Genomic DNA, 19,272 nt, shown 5'->3' on the forward strand with positions numbered 1-19,272 from the left:
CTGTGGCTTACGGCTTGGGTGGATAAAGCTGCCCAAGCACAACTTATGACGAATACAACGGAGAATTCTTTTGAAAGACTTATTAGACATCACAAGAGGCCCTGCCGAAAACGGCATGAAGGAATTTGACAGCATTCAGATTTCATTAGCGTCACCTGATACGGTACGTTCGTGGTCTTATGGTGAGGTTAAAAAGCCTGAGACGATTAATTATCGCACATTCAAGCCTGAACGTGATGGCTTATTTTGTGCCAAAATCTTTGGCCCTGTTAAAGATTTTGAGTGCTTATGCGGCAAATACAAACGCCGTAAATTTCAAGGTATTATTTGCGAAAAATGTGGCGTGGAAGTTACCGCTGCTAAAGTGCGTCGTGAACGCATGGGGCATATTGAGCTGGCAAGTCCTGTAGCTCATATTTGGTTCTTAAAATCACTGCCAAGCCGTATCGGTCTTTTGCTTGACATCACGCTGCGTGATATTGAGCGCGTGCTTTATTTTGAAAGCTACATCGTAACAGATGCAGGCTTAACAGGTCTTGAAAAATATCAATTACTAGATGATGAAGAATATTTTAACGCATTAGAACAGTATGGTGATGAATTTACCGCCAAAATGGGTGCTGAAGCGGTTCAAGATTTATTAAAAGACATCGATGTTGATAATGAGATTGATATGTTGCGTGAAGCAATTCCGCAAACGGGCTCTGAAACCAAGCTCAAGAAAATGGCAAAACGCTTGCAATTATTAGAAGCGTTCCGTGATTCTGGTAACAAGCCTGAATGGATGGTGATGACGGTTCTGCCTGTATTGCCACCTGATTTGCGTCCGCTTGTGCCACTTGAAGGCGGTCGTTTTGCCACGTCTGATTTGAACGATTTATATCGCCGTGTCATCAACCGTAACAACCGCCTAAAACGTCTTTTGGAATTAAACGCTCCTGACATCATTGTGCGTAACGAAAAACGTATGCTCCAAGAAGCGGTGGACGCATTGCTTGATAACGGTCGCCGTGGACGTGCGATTACTGGCTCTAATAAACGCCCCCTAAAATCCTTGGCAGACATGATTAAGGGTAAACAGGGTCGTTTCCGCCAAAACCTACTGGGTAAGCGTGTGGACTACTCGGGTCGTTCGGTGATTGTTGTAGGTCCTACACTGCGTCTACACCAATGCGGTCTGCCAAAGAAAATGGCATTAGAGTTATTTAAGCCATTTACTTACGCTAAATTGCTACAAAACAACATTGCAAGCACGATTAAAGCGGCTAAGAAGATGGTAGAGCGTGAAGAGCCTGCGGTTTGGGATATGCTTGCTAGCGTAATTCGTGAACACCCAGTGCTACTAAACCGTGCTCCAACACTTCACCGTCTAGGTCTGCAAGCTTTTGAGCCAGTATTGATTGAAGGTAAGGCAATTCAGCTACACCCATTGGTGTGTGCGGCGTTTAACGCAGACTTTGATGGCGACCAAATGGCGGTACACGTACCATTGACCCTAGAGGCTCAGCTTGAAGCTCGTGCTTTGATGATGTCAACTAATAACATTCTGTCGCCTGCGAACGGTGAGCCGATTATCGTACCATCACAAGACGTGGTATTGGGGCTGTACTACATCAGCCGTAGTCATGTCGGAGCCCGTGGCGAAAACATGGTCTTTAGTACGGTTAATGAAGCCTTGCGTGCGATTGGCTCTGATGATTTATCTGTCAATGCCAAAATTAAAGTGCGTGTGACCGAGACCATTTTGGACGAAAAAACAGGCGAAAAAACCACACATACTGAAATCAAAGACACTGTCGCAGGCCGTCTGCTCATCTGGGACATTATGCCAGAGGGTATGGCGTTTAGTGAGTGTAATACTGAGATGACTAAGAAAAACATCTCAAAACTGCTCAACTCTTGCTATCGTAAGCTTGGTGTGAAAGATTCGGTGATGTTTGCTGACCATTTGATGTATTTAGGTTTCGCCCAAGCGACCCTATCTGGCATCTCAATCGGTATGGAAGACATGGTGATTCCACCAAATAAAAAGCAAATCGTGGATGCAGCCGATGCCGAAGTGCGTGAGATTGAACAGCAATTTGAACAAGGCTTTGTTACCGCGGGTGAGCGTTATAATAAAGTAGTTGATATTTGGTCTCGTACGTCTGATAAGATTGCCAATGCGATGATGGAGAACCTATCAACTGATGACGTCATTAACGCTGATGGCGAAAAAGAGATTGAAAAATCGTTTAATTCAATCTATATGATGGCAGACTCTGGAGCTCGTGGTAGTGCTACTCAGATTCGTCAGCTTGCTGGTATGCGTGGCTTGATGGCAAAACCAGACGGCTCTATCATTGAAACACCGATTAAGGCAAATTTCCGTGAAGGTCTAAGCGTACTGCAGTACTTTATCTCAACGCACGGTGCCCGTAAGGGTCTTGCTGATACCGCCCTAAAAACGGCGAACTCAGGTTACCTAACTCGTCGCCTTGTTGATGTCGCACAGGACTTGGTAATTACCATTGATGACTGTGGCACAGAGTCAGGACAGCTGATCACACCTGTGATTGATGGTGGTGAAATCGTAGAGCGTTTAGGCGATCGTGTACTTGGTCGTGTGGCAGCTAAAGACGTCATTAATGCTGATGGTCAGATTGTTGTTGCTAAAGGCGATCTGATTGATGAACGCTTGGTTGAAGCTTTAGATAAAAATGCCATTGATGAAGTGTATGTGCGTTCTGTGATCACTTGCGAAGCATCTCATGGTGTGTGTGCTAAGTGCTATGGTCGTGATTTGGCTCGTGGTCATTTGGTGAATATTGGCGAATCAGTTGGTGTCATGGCAGCTCAGTCTATCGGTGAACCGGGTACACAGCTGACCATGCGTACTTTCCACGTTGGTGGTGCAGCAAGTGCTACTTCGGTGGATAATAGTGTTTCTGTGGGTAATGCCGGTACAGTTCGTTTCCATAACATGAAGACAGTAGAGCATGTTGATGGGCATCTTGTTATCGTTTCTCGCTCAGCTGAGATTGGGGTGGCAGATGCCCAAGGCCGTGAGCGTGAACGCTATAAAGTGCCTTATGGTTCTAATGTATTGGTGCGCGATGGGGCAGAGGTTAATGCAGGCGATGTGATTGCTAAATGGGATCCGCATACCCACCCAATCATCACTGAATTTGCAGGTACAGCACGTTTTAGCGACATCACCGATGGCATGACCGCCACAGTGAAAGTCGATGAAACCACAGGTATGAGTTCGTTTGAAATTTTGGCAAGTAAAGACCGCCCAAGCCTATCAAAAGACTTACGTCCTGCTATTATCTTAGATACCGAAGAAGGTAAAGAAGTGGTGTATTTCCTACCTGCTGAGACCATCATTCGTGTATCAGAAGGTGAGCAGGTAGCAGCAGGTTCGGTATTAGGGCGTGTGCCGCAAGCCACATCAGGTACTAAAGATATTACAGGTGGTTTGCCACGAGTTGCTGACTTGTTTGAAGCACGTAAGCCAAAAGATCACGCAATCTTGGCTGAGATAACGGGCGTTGTGTCATTTGGTAAAGAAACCAAGGGCAAAAACCGCTTTATCATCACCGATGAAGATGGCAATGTGCATGAAGAGTTGATTCCAAAATGGCGTCAAATCAACGTCTTTGAAGGCGAGACGGTAGAGCGTGGCGAGATTATCGCTGACGGTCCTGCTAACCCGCATGACATCTTACGTCTAAAAGGCGAGACGGCACTGGCAAACTATATCGTGAACGAAGTTCAAGAAGTGTATCGCTTGCAAGGCGTTAAGATTAACGATAAGCACATTGAGGTTATCGTTCGTCAAATGTTGCGTAAAGTTGAGATTGTCGATGGTGGTGATTCAAGCTACTTTACAGGCGATCAAGCAGAATACACCAAAGTTCGTATGCTAAACGAAGAGCTGACCGCAAATGATAAGTTCCCAGTGAAGTATGAGCGTCAATTGCTTGGTATTACTAAGGCGTCTTTGGCAACCGAAAGCTTCATTTCGGCAGCATCATTCCAAGAGACCACTCGTGTTCTTACCGCTGCTGCTACGATGGGCAAGGTGGACGATTTGTCTGGTCTTAAAGAAAACGTGGTTGTGGGTCGTCTGATTCCAGCAGGCACAGGTCTTGCTTACCACAAAAACCGTAAGCGTAAAGCTCAGCAAGCCGACGAAGAAGTGGTAGCATTAGATGAGATTTTAAACTTAGGTGATGACAATGCCACCCAAACAGTAGAGGATAACTTTGCTGCAGCGTTCGCTGAAGAGCTAAACCAAGACTCTAAATAATTGTGTTTGATTAACCTAAAAAGCTCGTCTTAATGGCGGGCTTTTTTGTATTTGAATTTTATTCATATTAATATGAAAGTATTTCTTGTAAAAACACTGGCTGGAACATTGCAAAAAACTGCTAAAGAGTGTATAAATAACGTTTAATTGCCAAACCCAATAAGGATAACCGTATGACTTTATCATTAAATAAAGACAAAATCCGCTTCTTATTATTAGAAGGGGTGCATGACAATGCCCTAAAAGTGCTTAACGAAGCAGGATATACGAACATAGAATACATCAAAACCGCCCTTGATGAAGATGAATTGATTGAAAAAATCAAAGATGCTCATTTTGTGGGGATTCGTTCACGCACTCAGCTGACCGCCAAGGTATTGGAATCTGCCGACAAGCTCATCGCCATTGGTTGTTTTTGCATTGGTACAAACCAAGTGGATTTACAGACGGCATTAAGGCTGGGTATTCCTGTGTTTAATGCCCCTTATTCTAATACTCGCTCGGTGGCGGAGTTGGTGCTCGCTGAGACTATCATGCTCATGCGTGGCATTCCTGAAAAAAATGCAGTCGTGCATCGGGGCGGTTGGAATAAGTCTGCCAAGAATAGCTATGAAGTGCGTGGCAAAACGATGGGTATCGTAGGTTATGGCTCTATCGGTTCGCAGTTGTCGGTGCTGGCTGAGAGTCTGGGTATGAAAGTAATTTATCATGACGTGATGACCAAATTGCCTTTGGGTAATGCCATGCAGGTTGGTAGTCTTGATGAACTGCTCGCCAAAGCTGATGTGGTCACCCTACACGTGCCTGATTTGCCCAGCACTCGTGGCATGATGACCAAGCAAGAATTTAATCAAATGAAAAATGGGGCGTTTTTTATCAATGCGGCTCGTGGTGGCTGTGTGGTGATTGAAGATTTGGCGGATGCTTTGTCAAGTGGTAAGCTCTTAGGTGCGGCGATAGACGTGTTCCCCAAAGAGCCAAAATCGGCAGATGAAGAGTTCAGCTCACCGCTTAGAGCTTTTGATAATGTGATTTTAACCCCCCATGTCGGTGGCTCAACCCAAGAAGCCCAAGCGAATATCGGTCTAGAAGTTGCTGAAAAATTCGTCAAATATTCCGACCAAGGCGACACCACAAGTGCGGTGAATTTTCCGAACGTGTCTATTCCTTTTACCGAAGGCACACATCGCTTGCTACATATTCACCGCAACGTCCCTGGTGTGCTATCACAAATTAACGCATCATTTGCCGATGCAGGGATTAACATCATGGCTCAATCTTTGATGACTCGTGATGATGTGGGTTATTTGATGATGGACGTGGACGATAATGATTCTGCTCAGGCAATGAAGCGACTGCGTGCTGTACCCGAAACACTTCGTGTGCGTGTGCTGTTCTGATTGACAAAAATCGCAAAACCCAATCTTTATCTTTAATAAAACAAAACTGCCTAATTTTGGCGGTTTTGTTTTTTGTGGTACAATGTGTATTAGTTTTTTTATTATTGATTAGTAATTATTGTTGGAGTTAGTATGACCAGACATTTTGATTATATCGCCATCGGTGGCGGTAGTGGCGGTATCGCATCTATTAACCGTGCTGCCATGTACGGCAAAAAATGTGCCATCATTGAGGCACGCCATGTGGGTGGTACTTGTGTCAATGTGGGTTGTGTGCCAAAAAAGGTGCTGTGGCATGGGGCGAGCATTGCTGAGACAATCCATGAGTTTGCAAAAGATTATGGTTTTGATTTGACGCTAAATCACTTTGATTTCAAAAAATTGGTTGAAAATCGTGAAGCGTATATCAAGTTTATTCATTCACGGTATTATCAAGGTTTTGATAAAAATGGCGTGGAGGTCATTCATGGTTTTGGTAAATTCCTTGATAAAAATTCGGTAGAAGTTACTGATGAAGATGGTAAGACACAGATTATTACCGCAGACCACATTTTGATAGCCACAGGTGGCAGACCACATCGCCCAGACATAGACGGAGCGGAGCTTGGGATTGATTCTGATGGGTTTTTTGAACTCACCACCTTGCCAAAATCTGTCGCTATTGTCGGTGGCGGTTATATTGGTGTGGAATTGGCAGGCGTGATGAATGCCTTTGGTGTGCAGACTCATCTTTGTGTGCGAGGCGAGCGACCACTCAAAAACTTTGACAATGGCATTGTTGATGTACTGCTAGATGCCATGCAAGAGCAGAATATCACACTGCACACAAATAGCGAGCCTGTCCAAATTACAAAATCATCAAATGATTTGACTGTTACTTTTAAAGATGGCAAGACATTGGAGGTAGAATGTCTGATTTGGGCGACAGGACGAGTGCCTGCCACCGATAAGATTGATATTGAAAAATCAGGCGTTAAATTAAACAATAAAGGACAAGTTATTGTTGATAAATTCCAAAATACCAATATAGAGGGCATTTATGCGGTGGGTGATATCATTGAAGGTGGTGTTGAGCTGACCCCTGTGGCAGTGGCAGCAGGTCGTCGATTGTCTGAAAGATTGTTTAATAACAAGCCTAATGAGCATTTGGATTATCAGCTGATTCCAACGGTGATGTTTAGCCACCCACCAATTGGTACGATTGGACTAAGTGAAGAGCAGGCGATAAAGCAATATGGTAAGCAAGATGTGAAGATTTATTCATCAACTTTTACGCCAATGTATAGTGGTATTACTAGCCACAGAAAAAAATGCCATATGAAATTGGTGTGTGTGGGTGATGATGAAAAAGTCATCGGTCTGCATGGCATTGGTTTTGGTGTGGACGAGATGATTCAAGGTTTTGCCGTGGCAATGAAGATGGGGGCAACCAAGCGTGATTTTGATGATACAGTCGCCATTCACCCCACAGGTTCAGAAGAGTTTGTTACCATGCGATAATCATCATGCCAATCAATAAAAAAACACCCTAAATCTGCTTTAGGGTGTTTTTTTTGCATAGAAAAAAGCAAAAAGCGATAAGTCAAACCACACTTTTGCACTTGCCTTAGATTAGTACTGTGTCTGCAATGATTATAAGCATCAAAGACGCTTGGAATTTGGCGGTCTATGCAGTTGTTAATGACTAATGTTTGCCTTTTTGGTCAAAAAAGACGCTTTTAATTCTTAATGCAATGATGATGGCTGCAATGCTTAGTACGATTAATACGACCGCTTTACTGATGGGTGCGATAAAAGCTTCAACTGCTTCGTAATTTGCTCCAAGGACATAGCCTGAATAGGCTAAAATGGTGGTCCAAATTGCCGACCCGATGGCGGTCAGTACCAAAAATGGCAACATAGGCATGCGATTCATACCAGCAGGAATGGAGATTAACGAGCGAATGGCAGGAATCATACGACCAAAAAAAACCACTGCTTTGCCGTATTTATTAAACCAAGATTGAGCGTTGATGACGTCATTTGGGGTGATAAGTAGATATTTGCCGTAGCGTTCGGTTAATATCAATAGGCGTTTTTCGTTAAAAATCGTACCTAGATAATATAAAGGCAATGCTCCGATTAAAGAGCCTAATGTACCTGCAATGATAACAGCGATAAGGTCCATTCTCCCCATGGCGGCAGCAAAACCTGCAGCTGGCATAATCAATTCGCTTGGAATAGGCGGAAAGACATTTTCCAAAAACATCATCAAAGCTACACCAAAAAGCCCAAGCTTATCCATGGTGATAAGCACCCATTCGCTGATTTGATTCATGATAATTCCAAAAAAATTGTTAGGTTAAAAGGCGATACTCGGTGGGGTCTTTTTTGGTAATAGGGTAATTATCAAAAAATGCCGCCGCGACACGGTTTTTGGCATCAAGCCAGCCATCAAACTGTAAGCAGGTGCTGTGTAAGTCGCCACGCCACTTCGGGATTTTTGCTTTCATGCGACTAAAGCGTGACTGTGATAGGCTTGGCAGGGTTTTGGCAAATGCGATAGCTTTTAGGGCGTCATCTCGACTGTTACACACAAGAGCCATGTCGCAGCCAGCATGAATGGCAGCTTGAACACGTTGCTCCACGCCCCCTGCCACATGAGCAGCTTTCATAGATAAATCATCTGAGAAAATGACGCCATTAAAACCTAGTTTTTGTCTTAAGATGTCTTGTAGCCATACTGATGAGAACCCTGCAGGTTTGTCATCTACTTTACTAAAAATCACGTGAGCAGGCATAATAGCGTCAAGCATGGCAAGGTTTTTCATAAAAGGCACACCATCAACTGCCCAAATCTCATCAAAACTTCTGTCATCTACAGCACAAGCAACATGAGAATCTGGTGCAACTGAGCCATGACCTGGAAAGTGTTTGCCTGTGGTTGCCATGCCCGCTTTATGCATGCCTGCCATAAGCTGTGCTGATAACGCGATAATTATGTCTGTTTGCTTATGAAATGCTCTATCGCCAATCACAGCACTTACGCCATCAATGTCTAGCACAGGTGCAAAGCTAAAATCGACACCAACTGCAAGCACTTCGCATGCCATTAGATAGCCAACATCATAAGCCAGACTTAGGGCAGATTTGGGGTTTTGGTCATATCGTTTACCAAGCTCCCCCATTGCTGGTAAGGGCGAAAAACCACGGCGAAAACGTGCCACTCTTCCGCCTTCTTGATCAGCGGCGATAACTAAGTTTGGATTGATAGCACGAATACTATCTGTGAGTGCTCGGACACTGTTTGGCGTATCGACATTGCGTGCAAATAAAATGATGCCACCAAGTTCGTCGTTTTGCAAGAATTGTACGTCTTTGGAATTTAGTGTGCATCCTTCGACGTCCGCCATGATGATGCCAGTTGCCATATCTTGCCTTATGCATTTGATGAATGATTTGTGTTAAGTTTAGTGTAATATTATGCCATGAATTTGATGTTTGTAACAGTAGGCTTTAGCATTTGCAAAGAATTTTACGTTAAAAACCTGCAAAATCCATACCCTCCTGACCACCTATTCCAGTCTAAAATGGACACCAATTCCAATTTAAAATGACCAGTCATTCCGGTGAATGCTGGTCATTTTAGCTGAGTCTCGATGATTATTGTAGTGTTAATTTATTGTGTGCGCTAATTTCTTCCGCATAGATTCGCCTGCCAGTGCAAGCGGGTATGCTCGGTGAATGATGCGATCAAGCACAGCGTCAGCAATGGTTGCTTCAGGAAATAGTCCATGCCAAGCTGCGACAGGGTATTGGCTAGTAATCAGCAAACCGCCAACGCTGGATTGCTTATCAATAATATCAAGCAACACAGGACATATCTGCGGTAGTAATTCACCAATGCCAAAGTCATCAATGATTAACAAATCCACCTTGCAGTATTTTTGCTTAACCTTGGCGATACTGCCATCGGCTATTGATAAGATAATATCTTCGTATAAATCAGCAGCTTGAACAAACATCACTTTTCTTAAGTTGCGACAAGCGTAATTGCCGAGCGCACAAGCCAGCCAAGTCTTACCAGTTCCTGTCGCACCCGTAATAATGACACTTCGATGCCTATCTATCCATTCGCATTCTAAAACTGGCGAGAGACTGTCTGGACTGAGACGCCTACTATTATAATCTATATCTTCAACTCTAGCTTTGCTATAGCGAAACTTGGCGTTTTTAATCAATTTATTGATGTGATTATTGTGCCGACCATTGATTTCATGTTCAAGCATACCTTCAATCAGCTTTGTTGTGCTTATCTGTGGATTGCTTGGTGCCAGATAATGCACCTCATAATAGTTGGCAGCATGGCTAAGTTTTAGTTGTTTGAGTTTTAGGATAATGGTATTAATTGTCATGTTTAATCTCCTAGCTTGCAATTTGGTTGATTTCATTGGCGTAATAATTTGAGCCACGAATGTTTTCGTGCGGTTGGTTTGAGGTGAATACAACATCCAAATCTTCCATGCTTGGCATGATTAGATGCTCTGTCTTTTGGTAAATTTTATTTTTAAATACCGAAATGATGCGGTCAACTGCACAGATATTGAGTCTTTGCGCATAGTCAAAACCTTGCTCTATCTGCATATTCGGCACTTTATGCTCAAGCAAATATCGCTTTAACTGATTGAGCTTTTTAAGATTATTGGCATAGCCGGATTTGTTTTGCATAATCTTTTGAACCATATGAGCGGTTTGTTTGCCAATATTTTGTGCCCAAGCCAGTAATTTATCTGGCTGCATTTCATCTTGCAGCTGATGATTTCTTGGCATATGCTCATGTAAAATGCTATTACCTGTGGTAATGTGTTGATGTTCAGCGATGAGTTCGCGGTGTAGATACACCAATACTTTGTTATCTGTGAGTTTGACATCTACACGCTGACCTATAAACTGATATGGGACAGAATAGCTGGCATGTTCTAAAGTAATCATATAAAACTCGGTAACTTTAAGATTATAGAACCATTGGCATATTTCATACGCCTTGGCAGGCAACGGATTTAAAAACTGCTCATCAGTCTTGCTAAAACAAACATATCGACTCTCTGGGTAGCGTTTTGTTGTTTTGGTATTTAATTTGCAAAGCTCTTGTGAGAGTGTATGGTTTAGTTCATCCAAACTAAAAAACCGATGATTTCTTAATTTAGCCAAAATACCCATCTGAACAATTCGCACCGCCAGTTCTGCCATTGATTTGTCTTTTGGCTTGCGAGGTCGTGAGGGTGTAATAATAATGTCATAGTGATCTGCAAGTTCGCTATATGAGGGATTGATTTGAATATCTGTTGAATTGTGGCTAATCACTGCAGATTTTAAGTTGTCTGTGACCAGCTTGAGTGGCACACCACCAAAATACTCAAACATACGGATATGGCATAGCTGCCAGTCTTGTGCCTTTTGAGATGAGACGGCGGTACAATAGATATACCCAGATGCAGGCAGTATGGCAACAAAAATCTCAGCTTCAACAATTACTGTGCCTGTGCGCTCATTATAAATAGGCACTTTGCGACCACAGAAGTCCACTTGCACCATTTCGCCAGCCTTATAGATCTGTCGCTTACTCGGGCGGGAGGTTTTCTTGTATTTACGATATTGTTCACAAAACTGTGAATAGCCAATGCCGTCAGGATGTGTCTCCCTGAACTCTTGCCAAAGCAATTCAAGTGTCATGTCAGGGCGCGACATCTCTTTATCAATGTATGCCCAATCAGGATGTGTTTTGATGGATTTGATTTTGTGTGGGTTATATACCTTGACCAAGCCCAAAAGCCTTCGCATTTCAACATCGTTTGTTGCTAGTATTTCATCAATACCAAGCATGCAGTTTTGATTGAGCTTGCGTATTTTGGCGACTGTGGTGGGTGAGATGCTTAGATGGCGAGCGATGGCTCGGTTGCTTACGCCCTGATCGATTTGCTTTAGTGCAGCACGGATGGTTTTATTATCTATGTTCATGAGAAATCCTCAATATATTTTATAATTAAAATTCTTTTTTGAGGATTGCAAAGCCCTATAGCACTTGACAAATCAAGTACCAGCAGGGATAATAAGATGTCGGGTTTGGTTAACGACATCTTTATCGAAGCACTATCAATTGGCGTTGATAGTGCTTTTTCATTGCAATCGTATTATTATTGGCATCTGTATTAGCTAAGGCCAGTGCATTATCCACTCCTTAATATTGTTTTAGTTGGTAAAATCAGTAAAAAAGACACGCAAAAAAGCGTGTCTTGGTTTATAAAGACAAGTGTTGTATTGATGCACCCAGCTGGGTGTCACAAACTGTTTTTGTGGTCTCGCGACGTTTTTTCTCTTCATTGATAAGTTTGGAGATAAAGCCTGAGAGCGACTGAAAATCCTGTGACGCTTGCTGTCTAGCCCATTCTTTAAGATCGTTGGGTAGTTTCACATTGGTTTGAGAAATATGATTTCTGTGTTGAGCAGGCATTTTACACCATCCTTATAAAATAAAATTAAGTTTAGCATTAAAATAATCACAAATAAATTTAAAGCCAAATACTTTATGTACCATTATATACTATTATAAATGTTAAATATACCATATTATACCAAATAATCGACCAAAAAGTGCACAATGTATCCCTTGCCAATTAAAAAACCCATGATTTTTCTATATAATACCGAATAACAACCAAATCGCATTACCCACGGAGTTACTCATTATGGCTGGAGATATCCAAGTTAATTTGCGCATCCCGCCTGACCTTAAACAAAAGCTGCTGGAGCAAGCACAGTTTCATGGTCGTTCTTTAAATCTTGAAATGAACTATCGCTTGGTCAACTCATTCTCCACACCCAATGACAGCTATGCAGACATCATGCAAAAGCTAGATGAGATTGTTGCTCGCCATCATAAAACCAGGCGATTGAGTGCGGTTCAAGAACGATTAAACACAGCCTTATTTGAATTGAGCAAGGTGCCAATGGTACGACAGCTATCGCCTGCGCGTATCGCTTATGATTTGGGTTATGAAAGAGCTGATGAAGTGATTCGTTGGTTTGATGGTGATCTTGAGCCAACTTTTATACAGCTTAAACAACTGGCGGACTATCTAGGATGTGATGCCGAATGGCTAATGTTTGATGAAAAACAGCCTTATCCAATCAAAAACCAAGACATGAGCCGTTTTGATACCGTCCAGTCTATTGTGGAGTTTTGTTTTGAGCCGGAAGCGGGGTTTGATGCAGTTCAAAAGGTATTTTTTATTCGAAATGACAGTACTGCTGGTGATGTATTGATCATCAAGCAGTTTAGTCACAAGCATGCCCAGGTGTACACTACCAATATTCATCTTAGCAATGTGGTTGGTGCTACAGGTGCTAGAATACAAGCTTTGTTTGTGTTGGCACTCAAAGATATTTGTAAACACGGTGAGTATAAACACCAAACCATGAGCTACTTATTTGACGCAGCTGTCTGTGAACAGCTAAAACAAGGTATAGAGCATCCACTTAAGCTGACTGCACGAGCAGCCTTTACTCCCTGGATGGATGACATCTGGGATCGGTACATGTATGAAAAACAAGATGCAAATTACTACTGGCACGGCTATCGGGATGTCTGCTTTAGAGTGCAGGCATATATCAATGAAGATCCCAAGCTAAGAGACATGTATCCCTAAACCGCTTGATCAAGAATAAAAAACCACCATCAAAAAAGATGGTGGCGGGGTTGGGATTGGTTGGGTAGGTTTATGTCTTAGCACAAACTACAGACCCTTGCTTTGCTGGTGCATGGGTGTGACATGTGCTTTATGCTGACACATATGAGTATGTCTGTCATCGGCTATTGCATTAACTAGAATGTGGATATCCATCAGGGGTAATGAGAGTTTGAAGTGGGTAGGGGTGCAATACGCCAGTGAAATGGTTTAGATTGGTGGTGCGCTGTGCACACCCTACTGTACTGATGGGCGATCTGTTCAGGGGTATTGGCATAAGCTGAACAGCATAAAGTCAAAGAGACGGCTAGTGCCAATCGTGTTGGTAAGGATGCAATGCTGTAAGATGCGTGGTTGGTGTGAGTCATGGCGTATCTCTTTTTTGGGTTTGGAGGTAGGGTTAGCCTTTAAGGGTTTAGCAAATCAAAATCAAACAATTCAATGGGTTATGCCATAAATGCTGGGTTACGCTGTCGCTAACCCAGCCTACGGGCTTCTCAGGTTGCGATTGGAAAATAATATATTCAATGACTTGCACCACTATCACTAGCCTGGTCGATTGGACTAAATATATTTTTCACGCCATAGTTCTCCATATGCAATATTATATCAATAATCAAATCTCTATCAATGTTGATCTTGTTAAAATTTAACCATTGTAATTCTATTTTGGAAAAATCTATATGCTTATAATAACCCCCTGAAATAATATCAAAAAACCCATCTAAATCAGAACCCAGATAACCACCAACCCCCAAAAAGGCCTCACTTAATGAACATAAAAAATCCCATTGATTATTTATATATTGACAATCTACAACAATACTCTTTTGGAGTGGAATATCTTTATTCAAGGAATAAAGATAGGAAAATCTGAGCCATTTTTGCTTATATGCATTAGACATGTATACCCAATGGAGTTTGTTAATATTACTATTAATAATGTTTTTTATCCAGAGTATCTCAAGCCAAGTGAACTCATCTTGGAAACTATAATCGGTAATATAAAAGCAATTATTATTAAAATAATAATCATAAATAAATAGTGAGAAATAACTAACACTACCAACGATTTCAAGTTTATAAAAATCACTGTTTAAGTAATCAATATTAACTGTAGTTTTTTCAATTTCTATTAATAGTGTGTTGCCATTAATTTGTATGTTTCTGATAGGAGTTTTAAATTCAGATTTATTACTAAGTAATTTTAAGTACATATCTATCTCACTGGTTTGGTCAACACTCCACCATCAGGATACCAAGGAGCAGGGAAAGGTCGTATATTATTGTAGTTATGATCAATAACATATCCCATCCTTCCATTGGGCATTTTTAATATTCTATGATGCCTACCCTCAGAGTTTGGAACCAACCATTCAGTTGCACCTTTCCAATTTGGATTCTCCCTTCCTTGATAAATTTTTTGTATGCCATTTCTATCAAGATTAGGAGTTCCTTTACCAGATATCACATCCTCATATGCAGACCTTAAACCTTTTATATGAATCGGGTTTGGTGATGATAATTTTGGAGAGCTTGCATTATTTGATTTCGCAGTTGTAGCGTGCCCAGTGGTTTTAACACTTGCGTGATTACCACCCCTAACCGACTGTCTCGAAACCGCATTATAAGCTTCTACAGCAGAACCTGCAATTTGATGACCTGCAACAGTTACAGCAGCCATTGCTCCATGAGTATAAGTAATAAGCGAGCTTTCCAATTGATATAAATACTCAGGAGTACCCGCATATTCAATCATATACCGATATTTTTGAGATCTCAAATGATTACGACAGGCATTATCTTTACACTGGCGATTATAATGCTCAATAATTTTTGTAACGCCTTTTTCCCACTCGGCTATTTCTTGAGAAGTCATGCCAGCATGTTCATAGCTGATATATTTCCATTGATGTATGATTGAATTACAAGCCGCAGAAGGTTCAGGGGAGCAAAATTTAGTGTATTGTAGGTGAAAGCTTTCTATGTCAACAGGTTTTAATAAAGCATTATTCTCCACCGCCTCCCCGGCACTGCCTACTGCCGTATCCACATCAAACCCATACAGCAGAGCTACAGAGCCTGCGGTGAGGCGGGCGGTGTTTAGGATTTTGTTGTATTCATCAGATCCTGGGCTGATTTCTCCTGAGTTGATTTTATCTTGGATGTCATCATCAATCATCCAATCACCCACCATCTCACCGATGATAGCACCGACAGCCGCCGCCTCGCAAGACTGGTCTTTGGCTTTGGCGGAGAGGCAGCCTGTTAAGCCTGCGGCAAGTTTGTGAGAGAGGTTGTTGGTATTTACCTAAGAAACTAGCAAATTCAAAGATTGGCGATAAAAATGCTAGGTTTCACTTCCTCAACTCAGCCTACGAGCTATTTTGTCTTGGTTGATTTAGTAAAAAATCTCTCTAATTCTGTCTACTTCAACATCTTGACGATAGATGTCTAAAATGATATTTTTTTGATCTTCTGTATAAAATTTTTCATTGGTATTTGCTTGATTTTTTAATGCAAACAATATATTTAAAATTTCATAATCAAAAGAATGCATATTTATTATGTAAGGCACATACAATTTTAAAATATCGAATGACTGTTGAGGATTTAATATTTTTATGTTTTTATCTATAAAGTCACACAAATACCACTCATCAACAATATTGTTATTTTTAACATCTTTTAGCAAATTATCAAGATTTTTGAAAAAACTCATATTCTTAATCCTTAAACTTAAAATCTATTTTTAGACCAGTATTAACATTTTCGACGTAATGTATTTCTACACCATTAACATTCTGGGCTTTTTTGACCCATCCATCTTTGGCATATAAACCATTTTTTGCGTCTGACATTTTGATAGGTAACTTTCTACCCTTTGGATTGCCCCTCACCTCCTCCATTGCTAATTGCTCAGTCAAATTTCTAGGCGTAGTTCTTCCTGTTGATATTAAAGAGTAGTCAATCATTTTGACTTGAGATGTTGGTTTTCCTACCTCTATATCTCCAACTTTGCTAGATGTTTTTGGCAAAATTCTATTAACTTTAGTGATTTTTCCAACGGGTATAATTTCAACAACATGGGTTGGAACGACCATCATATTGATGGCATATACAACAGCTGCGACTGATTTGCGCACCTTTTGCATTTCAGTATCAGTGGCTTGATTTGCCCAGGTTGCTAAAGAATTATCAAGATTATCCAAATATCTTTGAGTAAGTTCTATATTGCCTTTACTGTACGCATCTTGCATTAACTCCAGCAGGTTTCGTTCTTGCGGTCTAATATCTACACTACTCTTTGCTTTTTCAAACTCTCTGACTAGCTCTCCAATCTCTCCTGGTGCTAGACCCACAATGCTATTATTCTCCACCGCCACCCCAGCTTCATTCGCTGCGGTATCCACATCAAAATCATAGAGTAGGGCGAAGCTGCCTGCGGCAAGTTTGGCGGTGTTTAGGATTTTATTATAATCTGGTGTGCCTGGGCTGATGTCTCCTGAGTTGATTTTAGCTTGGATGTCATCATCAATCATCCAATCACCCACCATTTCACCGATGATAGCACCGATGGCGGCAGATTCGCAAGATTCGTCTTTTGCTTTGGCGGAGAGGCAGCCTGTTAAGCCTGCGGCAAGTTTATGAGCGACATTAGTGATAAACTCTGTATCATTGAAGTCCAGTGGTTTAACACCATGAGTATAAATACCAGCTGCTGCGGCATCCACCAGTTGATTGGTCAGATGTCTTTTTAGGGACTCTTCTAGGCTTTCGCCATAGATTAAGCTATCCGTCAGAGCATGACCTGCACCTTGTACAAAGGCACGAGTGAATTTATCACCGATGGTGGCAGTGGTCGAGGTATCTACTTGCAGAGTCTGAGCTAAGAATTTGTCCAGACTGGCAGTTGCCCCAGCTGTCAGCACGGCTCTTGCCATGTTTTTGGCAGTTTGTGATTTACCTAGGTCTTTGAGTGTTTTATTGACATCGCCTTTGTTATTGACTAGGGTGGTACCTGCTTGGGTGACTAAGGAGGTGAAGGCAGCATTTGCCATTGCTGCTGTCGCAGAACCTGCTGTGACAGATACGCCCATCGAGCTTAGCACAGACACACCGCCACCAGCCGTTGCCATCGATAAAGCAATCGCCAGTAGCGCTGCTCCTGCTGGGGAGAGTCCTTCTTGTTTGTAATCCCATTCTTCCTGGGCAAGTCTGATGGCGGTGAAATCCACATCATCACGCTGGATGATGTCACTTAGGTAGTCAAAGCCTGGGTTGTGGCTTAGTCGTGTCAGGACATTGACCAGATGATCTTTATCGGCTAGGTCATCTTTGTTGATGGGTACTTGTACAGCCAGACCGCCTGTGGCATTGAGAGTGGGGGTAACGCCAATGAATGAGGGTAGCTTGGCATCTTCATTGATATAACCCGACTCTGAAATGGACTGCCAGACTAGGTTTTCAAATTGGCGAGATTGACTGACGCTGACGGTTGTGCTGATGGTGTCTAGGATGATCCTAGCATCAGCCACTGCTTTATCACCCACACCCGCCGTGACGCTCGCCCCTTGTAGATTGGCAAAGCGAGTGCCTTGTAGCTGGGTATTGCCTCCTGACTCACTTTGACTATAGTTAGCAATCAGGCTGGTTGGCAGCTCGCTGATGATTTGCTTGCTGTCTTTGGTATTGACTTTTCTATATTTGATGCCAGCAAAGCTAGAAGTCGTTTTAGACTCCACTTCTTTGACATCCACTTCCTGTACAGCATAAAGACCCAAAGCTTCGCCAGCCTTAAGCTGAATTTGACCTGCTGGTGCATTAAATTCAGTAGCATAGGCATATAGATTATCATTCGCCTGCACTGAGATGGCATTGGCGTTTAGCTTGACTGCCTCGCTATCGGCGATTTGCTCTGTGGTAGTTGTGACAGTAATTTTCTTTTTGGCACCACCCCAGCTTTTTTTCTTGAAAGTGTTGGTTTCTCTATCATAGATACTGTCTTGACCAGCTTGTAGAATGGTACTGCCAGCACTTTGGATGGTAATGCCAGCATCGCCTGCTTGATAAGTGCCGCCTATCAGTAAGATGTTACTGTCTGATGCTGGCTGTGCCGAAACAGTGCCTGCTTGGGGATTGCTAATGGCTTGGATGACAATACCATCTTTGGCCGTGATGGTGCTTGGCTGATAATTTTTATGCAATGCATAAGCATCATCTTCAAATTCACCACGCTCATAGACATCGTGCAAACCCTCAATGCTAATAGCAATATCGATGTTTTGGACAGGTGGTATTTGTGACAATAACCGCTTAAACCCCGTCAATTTATCAGTGTCACCACCTAAGGCGGCTGCATAGGTGCTTTTGAGCTTGGCTTTATGCTCGTCAAGTTTGGTATCGCTATCAAAAGCAGCCTCATCAAAGACAAGCTTGTCAATGATGGCGTTGGCTGTTTGTGTATCTGTATTGTCAGTTTTCTTGCCAAGTAGCGGAAAAGGCATTGAAGCCACCGCCAGCCGTAATGTTAGCCGCTTTAAATCAAAAAGCAACAAAAAGCAGTGGAAAATCCACAAGGGTAGCCGTGATGGTAAGCCCTACAAGCCAAAGCCACCAACACCCAAGTCTAAAGCACAGCTTGAGAACATGAACAAAGAAACCATGAAAGCGTATGAGCAATACGCCAAAAAACTGCCAGCTGGTACGGTCAAAAATGCCGTTAAAGAACTGGTTAATCACAACCAAGATAAGGGGCGATGATGAGGTAGTCATCCTGTGAGGGCGGTAGCAAGATTGCAATAGAGATCGTTAGGCTTTCTTGAAATACCTGAAAATTCAATAGTTATCTCAA

16 protein-coding genes are annotated in these 19,272 nt (G+C 42.3%); 6 read left to right on the forward strand and 10 right to left on the reverse strand.

Annotated features, from left to right (window positions below):
• Positions 1 to 70: 70 nt before the first annotated feature.
• The 3 genes from rpoC to gorA all read left to right on the forward strand — a co-directional run bounded on the left by rpoC (position 71) and on the right by gorA (position 7,194).
• The gene (gene rpoC / locus LU293_RS06400; protein ID WP_242746497.1) at positions 71 to 4,294 is read left to right on the forward strand and encodes a DNA-directed RNA polymerase subunit beta'; all 4,224 of its coding nucleotides are present in this window, start codon (positions 71 to 73) and stop codon (positions 4,292 to 4,294) included.
• A 173-nt stretch (positions 4,295 to 4,467) separates the two neighbouring features.
• Entirely contained in the window at positions 4,468 to 5,694 is a 1,227-nt protein-coding gene (gene serA / locus LU293_RS06405; RefSeq protein WP_242746500.1) for a phosphoglycerate dehydrogenase, read from the forward strand.
• A 132-nt stretch (positions 5,695 to 5,826) separates the two neighbouring features.
• The gene (gene gorA, locus LU293_RS06410) at positions 5,827 to 7,194 is read left to right on the forward strand and encodes a glutathione-disulfide reductase (protein WP_242746504.1); all 1,368 of its coding nucleotides are present in this window, start codon (positions 5,827 to 5,829) and stop codon (positions 7,192 to 7,194) included.
• A gap of 184 nt (positions 7,195 to 7,378) precedes the next feature.
• Here gorA and LU293_RS06415 read toward each other — a convergent pair whose 3' ends face one another.
• The 5 genes from LU293_RS06415 to LU293_RS06435 form a co-directional block, all read right to left on the reverse strand.
• Positions 7,379 to 8,011 carry a DedA family protein gene (locus LU293_RS06415; RefSeq protein ID WP_242746507.1) on the reverse strand — a complete coding sequence of 211 codons (633 nt, stop codon included), beginning with the start codon at positions 8,009 to 8,011 and terminating at the stop codon, positions 7,379 to 7,381.
• Positions 8,012 to 8,030: 19 nt separating this feature from the next.
• Entirely contained in the window at positions 8,031 to 9,104 is a 1,074-nt protein-coding gene (nagZ, locus tag LU293_RS06420) for a beta-N-acetylhexosaminidase (RefSeq protein ID WP_242746510.1), read from the reverse strand.
• Between the two features lie 243 nt (positions 9,105 to 9,347).
• Positions 9,348 to 10,088: an ATP-binding protein gene (locus LU293_RS06425; protein WP_242746513.1), complete on the reverse strand. Its 741-nt coding sequence runs from the start codon at positions 10,086 to 10,088 to the stop codon at positions 9,348 to 9,350.
• 10 nt (positions 10,089 to 10,098) lie between these two features.
• A complete protein-coding gene (istA, locus tag LU293_RS06430) occupies positions 10,099 to 11,691 on the reverse strand; it encodes an IS21 family transposase (RefSeq protein WP_242746516.1) in 1,593 nt (530 codons plus the stop codon).
• 280 nt (positions 11,692 to 11,971) lie between these two features.
• Positions 11,972 to 12,184 (reverse strand): hypothetical protein, encoded by a 213-nt coding sequence (locus LU293_RS06435; protein WP_242746518.1) that lies wholly within the window; start codon positions 12,182 to 12,184, stop codon positions 11,972 to 11,974.
• Positions 12,185 to 12,419: 235 nt separating this feature from the next.
• Between LU293_RS06435 and LU293_RS06440 the strand changes: the two genes are divergently transcribed.
• Positions 12,420 to 13,379 (forward strand): Arc family DNA-binding protein, encoded by a 960-nt coding sequence (locus tag LU293_RS06440; RefSeq protein WP_242746520.1) that lies wholly within the window; start codon positions 12,420 to 12,422, stop codon positions 13,377 to 13,379.
• A gap of 194 nt (positions 13,380 to 13,573) precedes the next feature.
• On the opposite strand, the gene LU293_RS06445 is transcribed toward LU293_RS06440, so the two are convergent.
• The 3 genes from LU293_RS06445 to LU293_RS06455 all read right to left on the reverse strand — a co-directional run bounded on the left by LU293_RS06445 (position 13,574) and on the right by LU293_RS06455 (position 15,600).
• Positions 13,574 to 13,786, reverse strand: coding sequence for a hypothetical protein (locus tag LU293_RS06445; RefSeq protein ID WP_242746522.1), 213 nt, complete (start codon positions 13,784 to 13,786; stop codon positions 13,574 to 13,576).
• Between the two features lie 156 nt (positions 13,787 to 13,942).
• Entirely contained in the window at positions 13,943 to 14,635 is a 693-nt protein-coding gene (locus LU293_RS06450; RefSeq protein ID WP_078255055.1) for a barstar family protein, read from the reverse strand.
• Between the two features lie 2 nt (positions 14,636 to 14,637).
• Positions 14,638 to 15,600: a VENN motif pre-toxin domain-containing protein gene (locus LU293_RS06455; protein WP_242746524.1), complete on the reverse strand. Its 963-nt coding sequence runs from the start codon at positions 15,598 to 15,600 to the stop codon at positions 14,638 to 14,640.
• Between LU293_RS06455 and LU293_RS09835 the strand changes: the two genes are divergently transcribed.
• Positions 15,584 to 15,709 (forward strand): hypothetical protein, encoded by a 126-nt coding sequence (locus tag LU293_RS09835; RefSeq protein ID WP_256462101.1) that lies wholly within the window; start codon positions 15,584 to 15,586, stop codon positions 15,707 to 15,709. The two genes, LU293_RS06455 and LU293_RS09835, sit on opposite strands and share 17 nt — an antisense overlap.
• A gap of 110 nt (positions 15,710 to 15,819) precedes the next feature.
• Here LU293_RS09835 and LU293_RS06460 read toward each other — a convergent pair whose 3' ends face one another.
• Positions 15,820 to 16,140 (reverse strand): hypothetical protein, encoded by a 321-nt coding sequence (locus tag LU293_RS06460; RefSeq protein ID WP_242746525.1) that lies wholly within the window; start codon positions 16,138 to 16,140, stop codon positions 15,820 to 15,822.
• A 4-nt stretch (positions 16,141 to 16,144) separates the two neighbouring features.
• A complete protein-coding gene (locus tag LU293_RS06465) occupies positions 16,145 to 18,925 on the reverse strand; it encodes a DUF637 domain-containing protein (protein ID WP_242746527.1) in 2,781 nt (926 codons plus the stop codon).
• Here LU293_RS06465 and LU293_RS06470 point away from each other — a divergent pair.
• Positions 18,903 to 19,181: a hypothetical protein gene (locus LU293_RS06470; RefSeq protein WP_242746530.1), complete on the forward strand. Its 279-nt coding sequence runs from the start codon at positions 18,903 to 18,905 to the stop codon at positions 19,179 to 19,181. The two genes, LU293_RS06465 and LU293_RS06470, sit on opposite strands and share 23 nt — an antisense overlap.
• Positions 19,182 to 19,272 lie beyond the last annotated feature (91 nt).

The sequence above is a fragment of the Moraxella nasovis genome (assembly GCF_022701215.1).
GTDB lineage: Bacteria > Pseudomonadota > Gammaproteobacteria > Pseudomonadales > Moraxellaceae > Moraxella > Moraxella nasovis.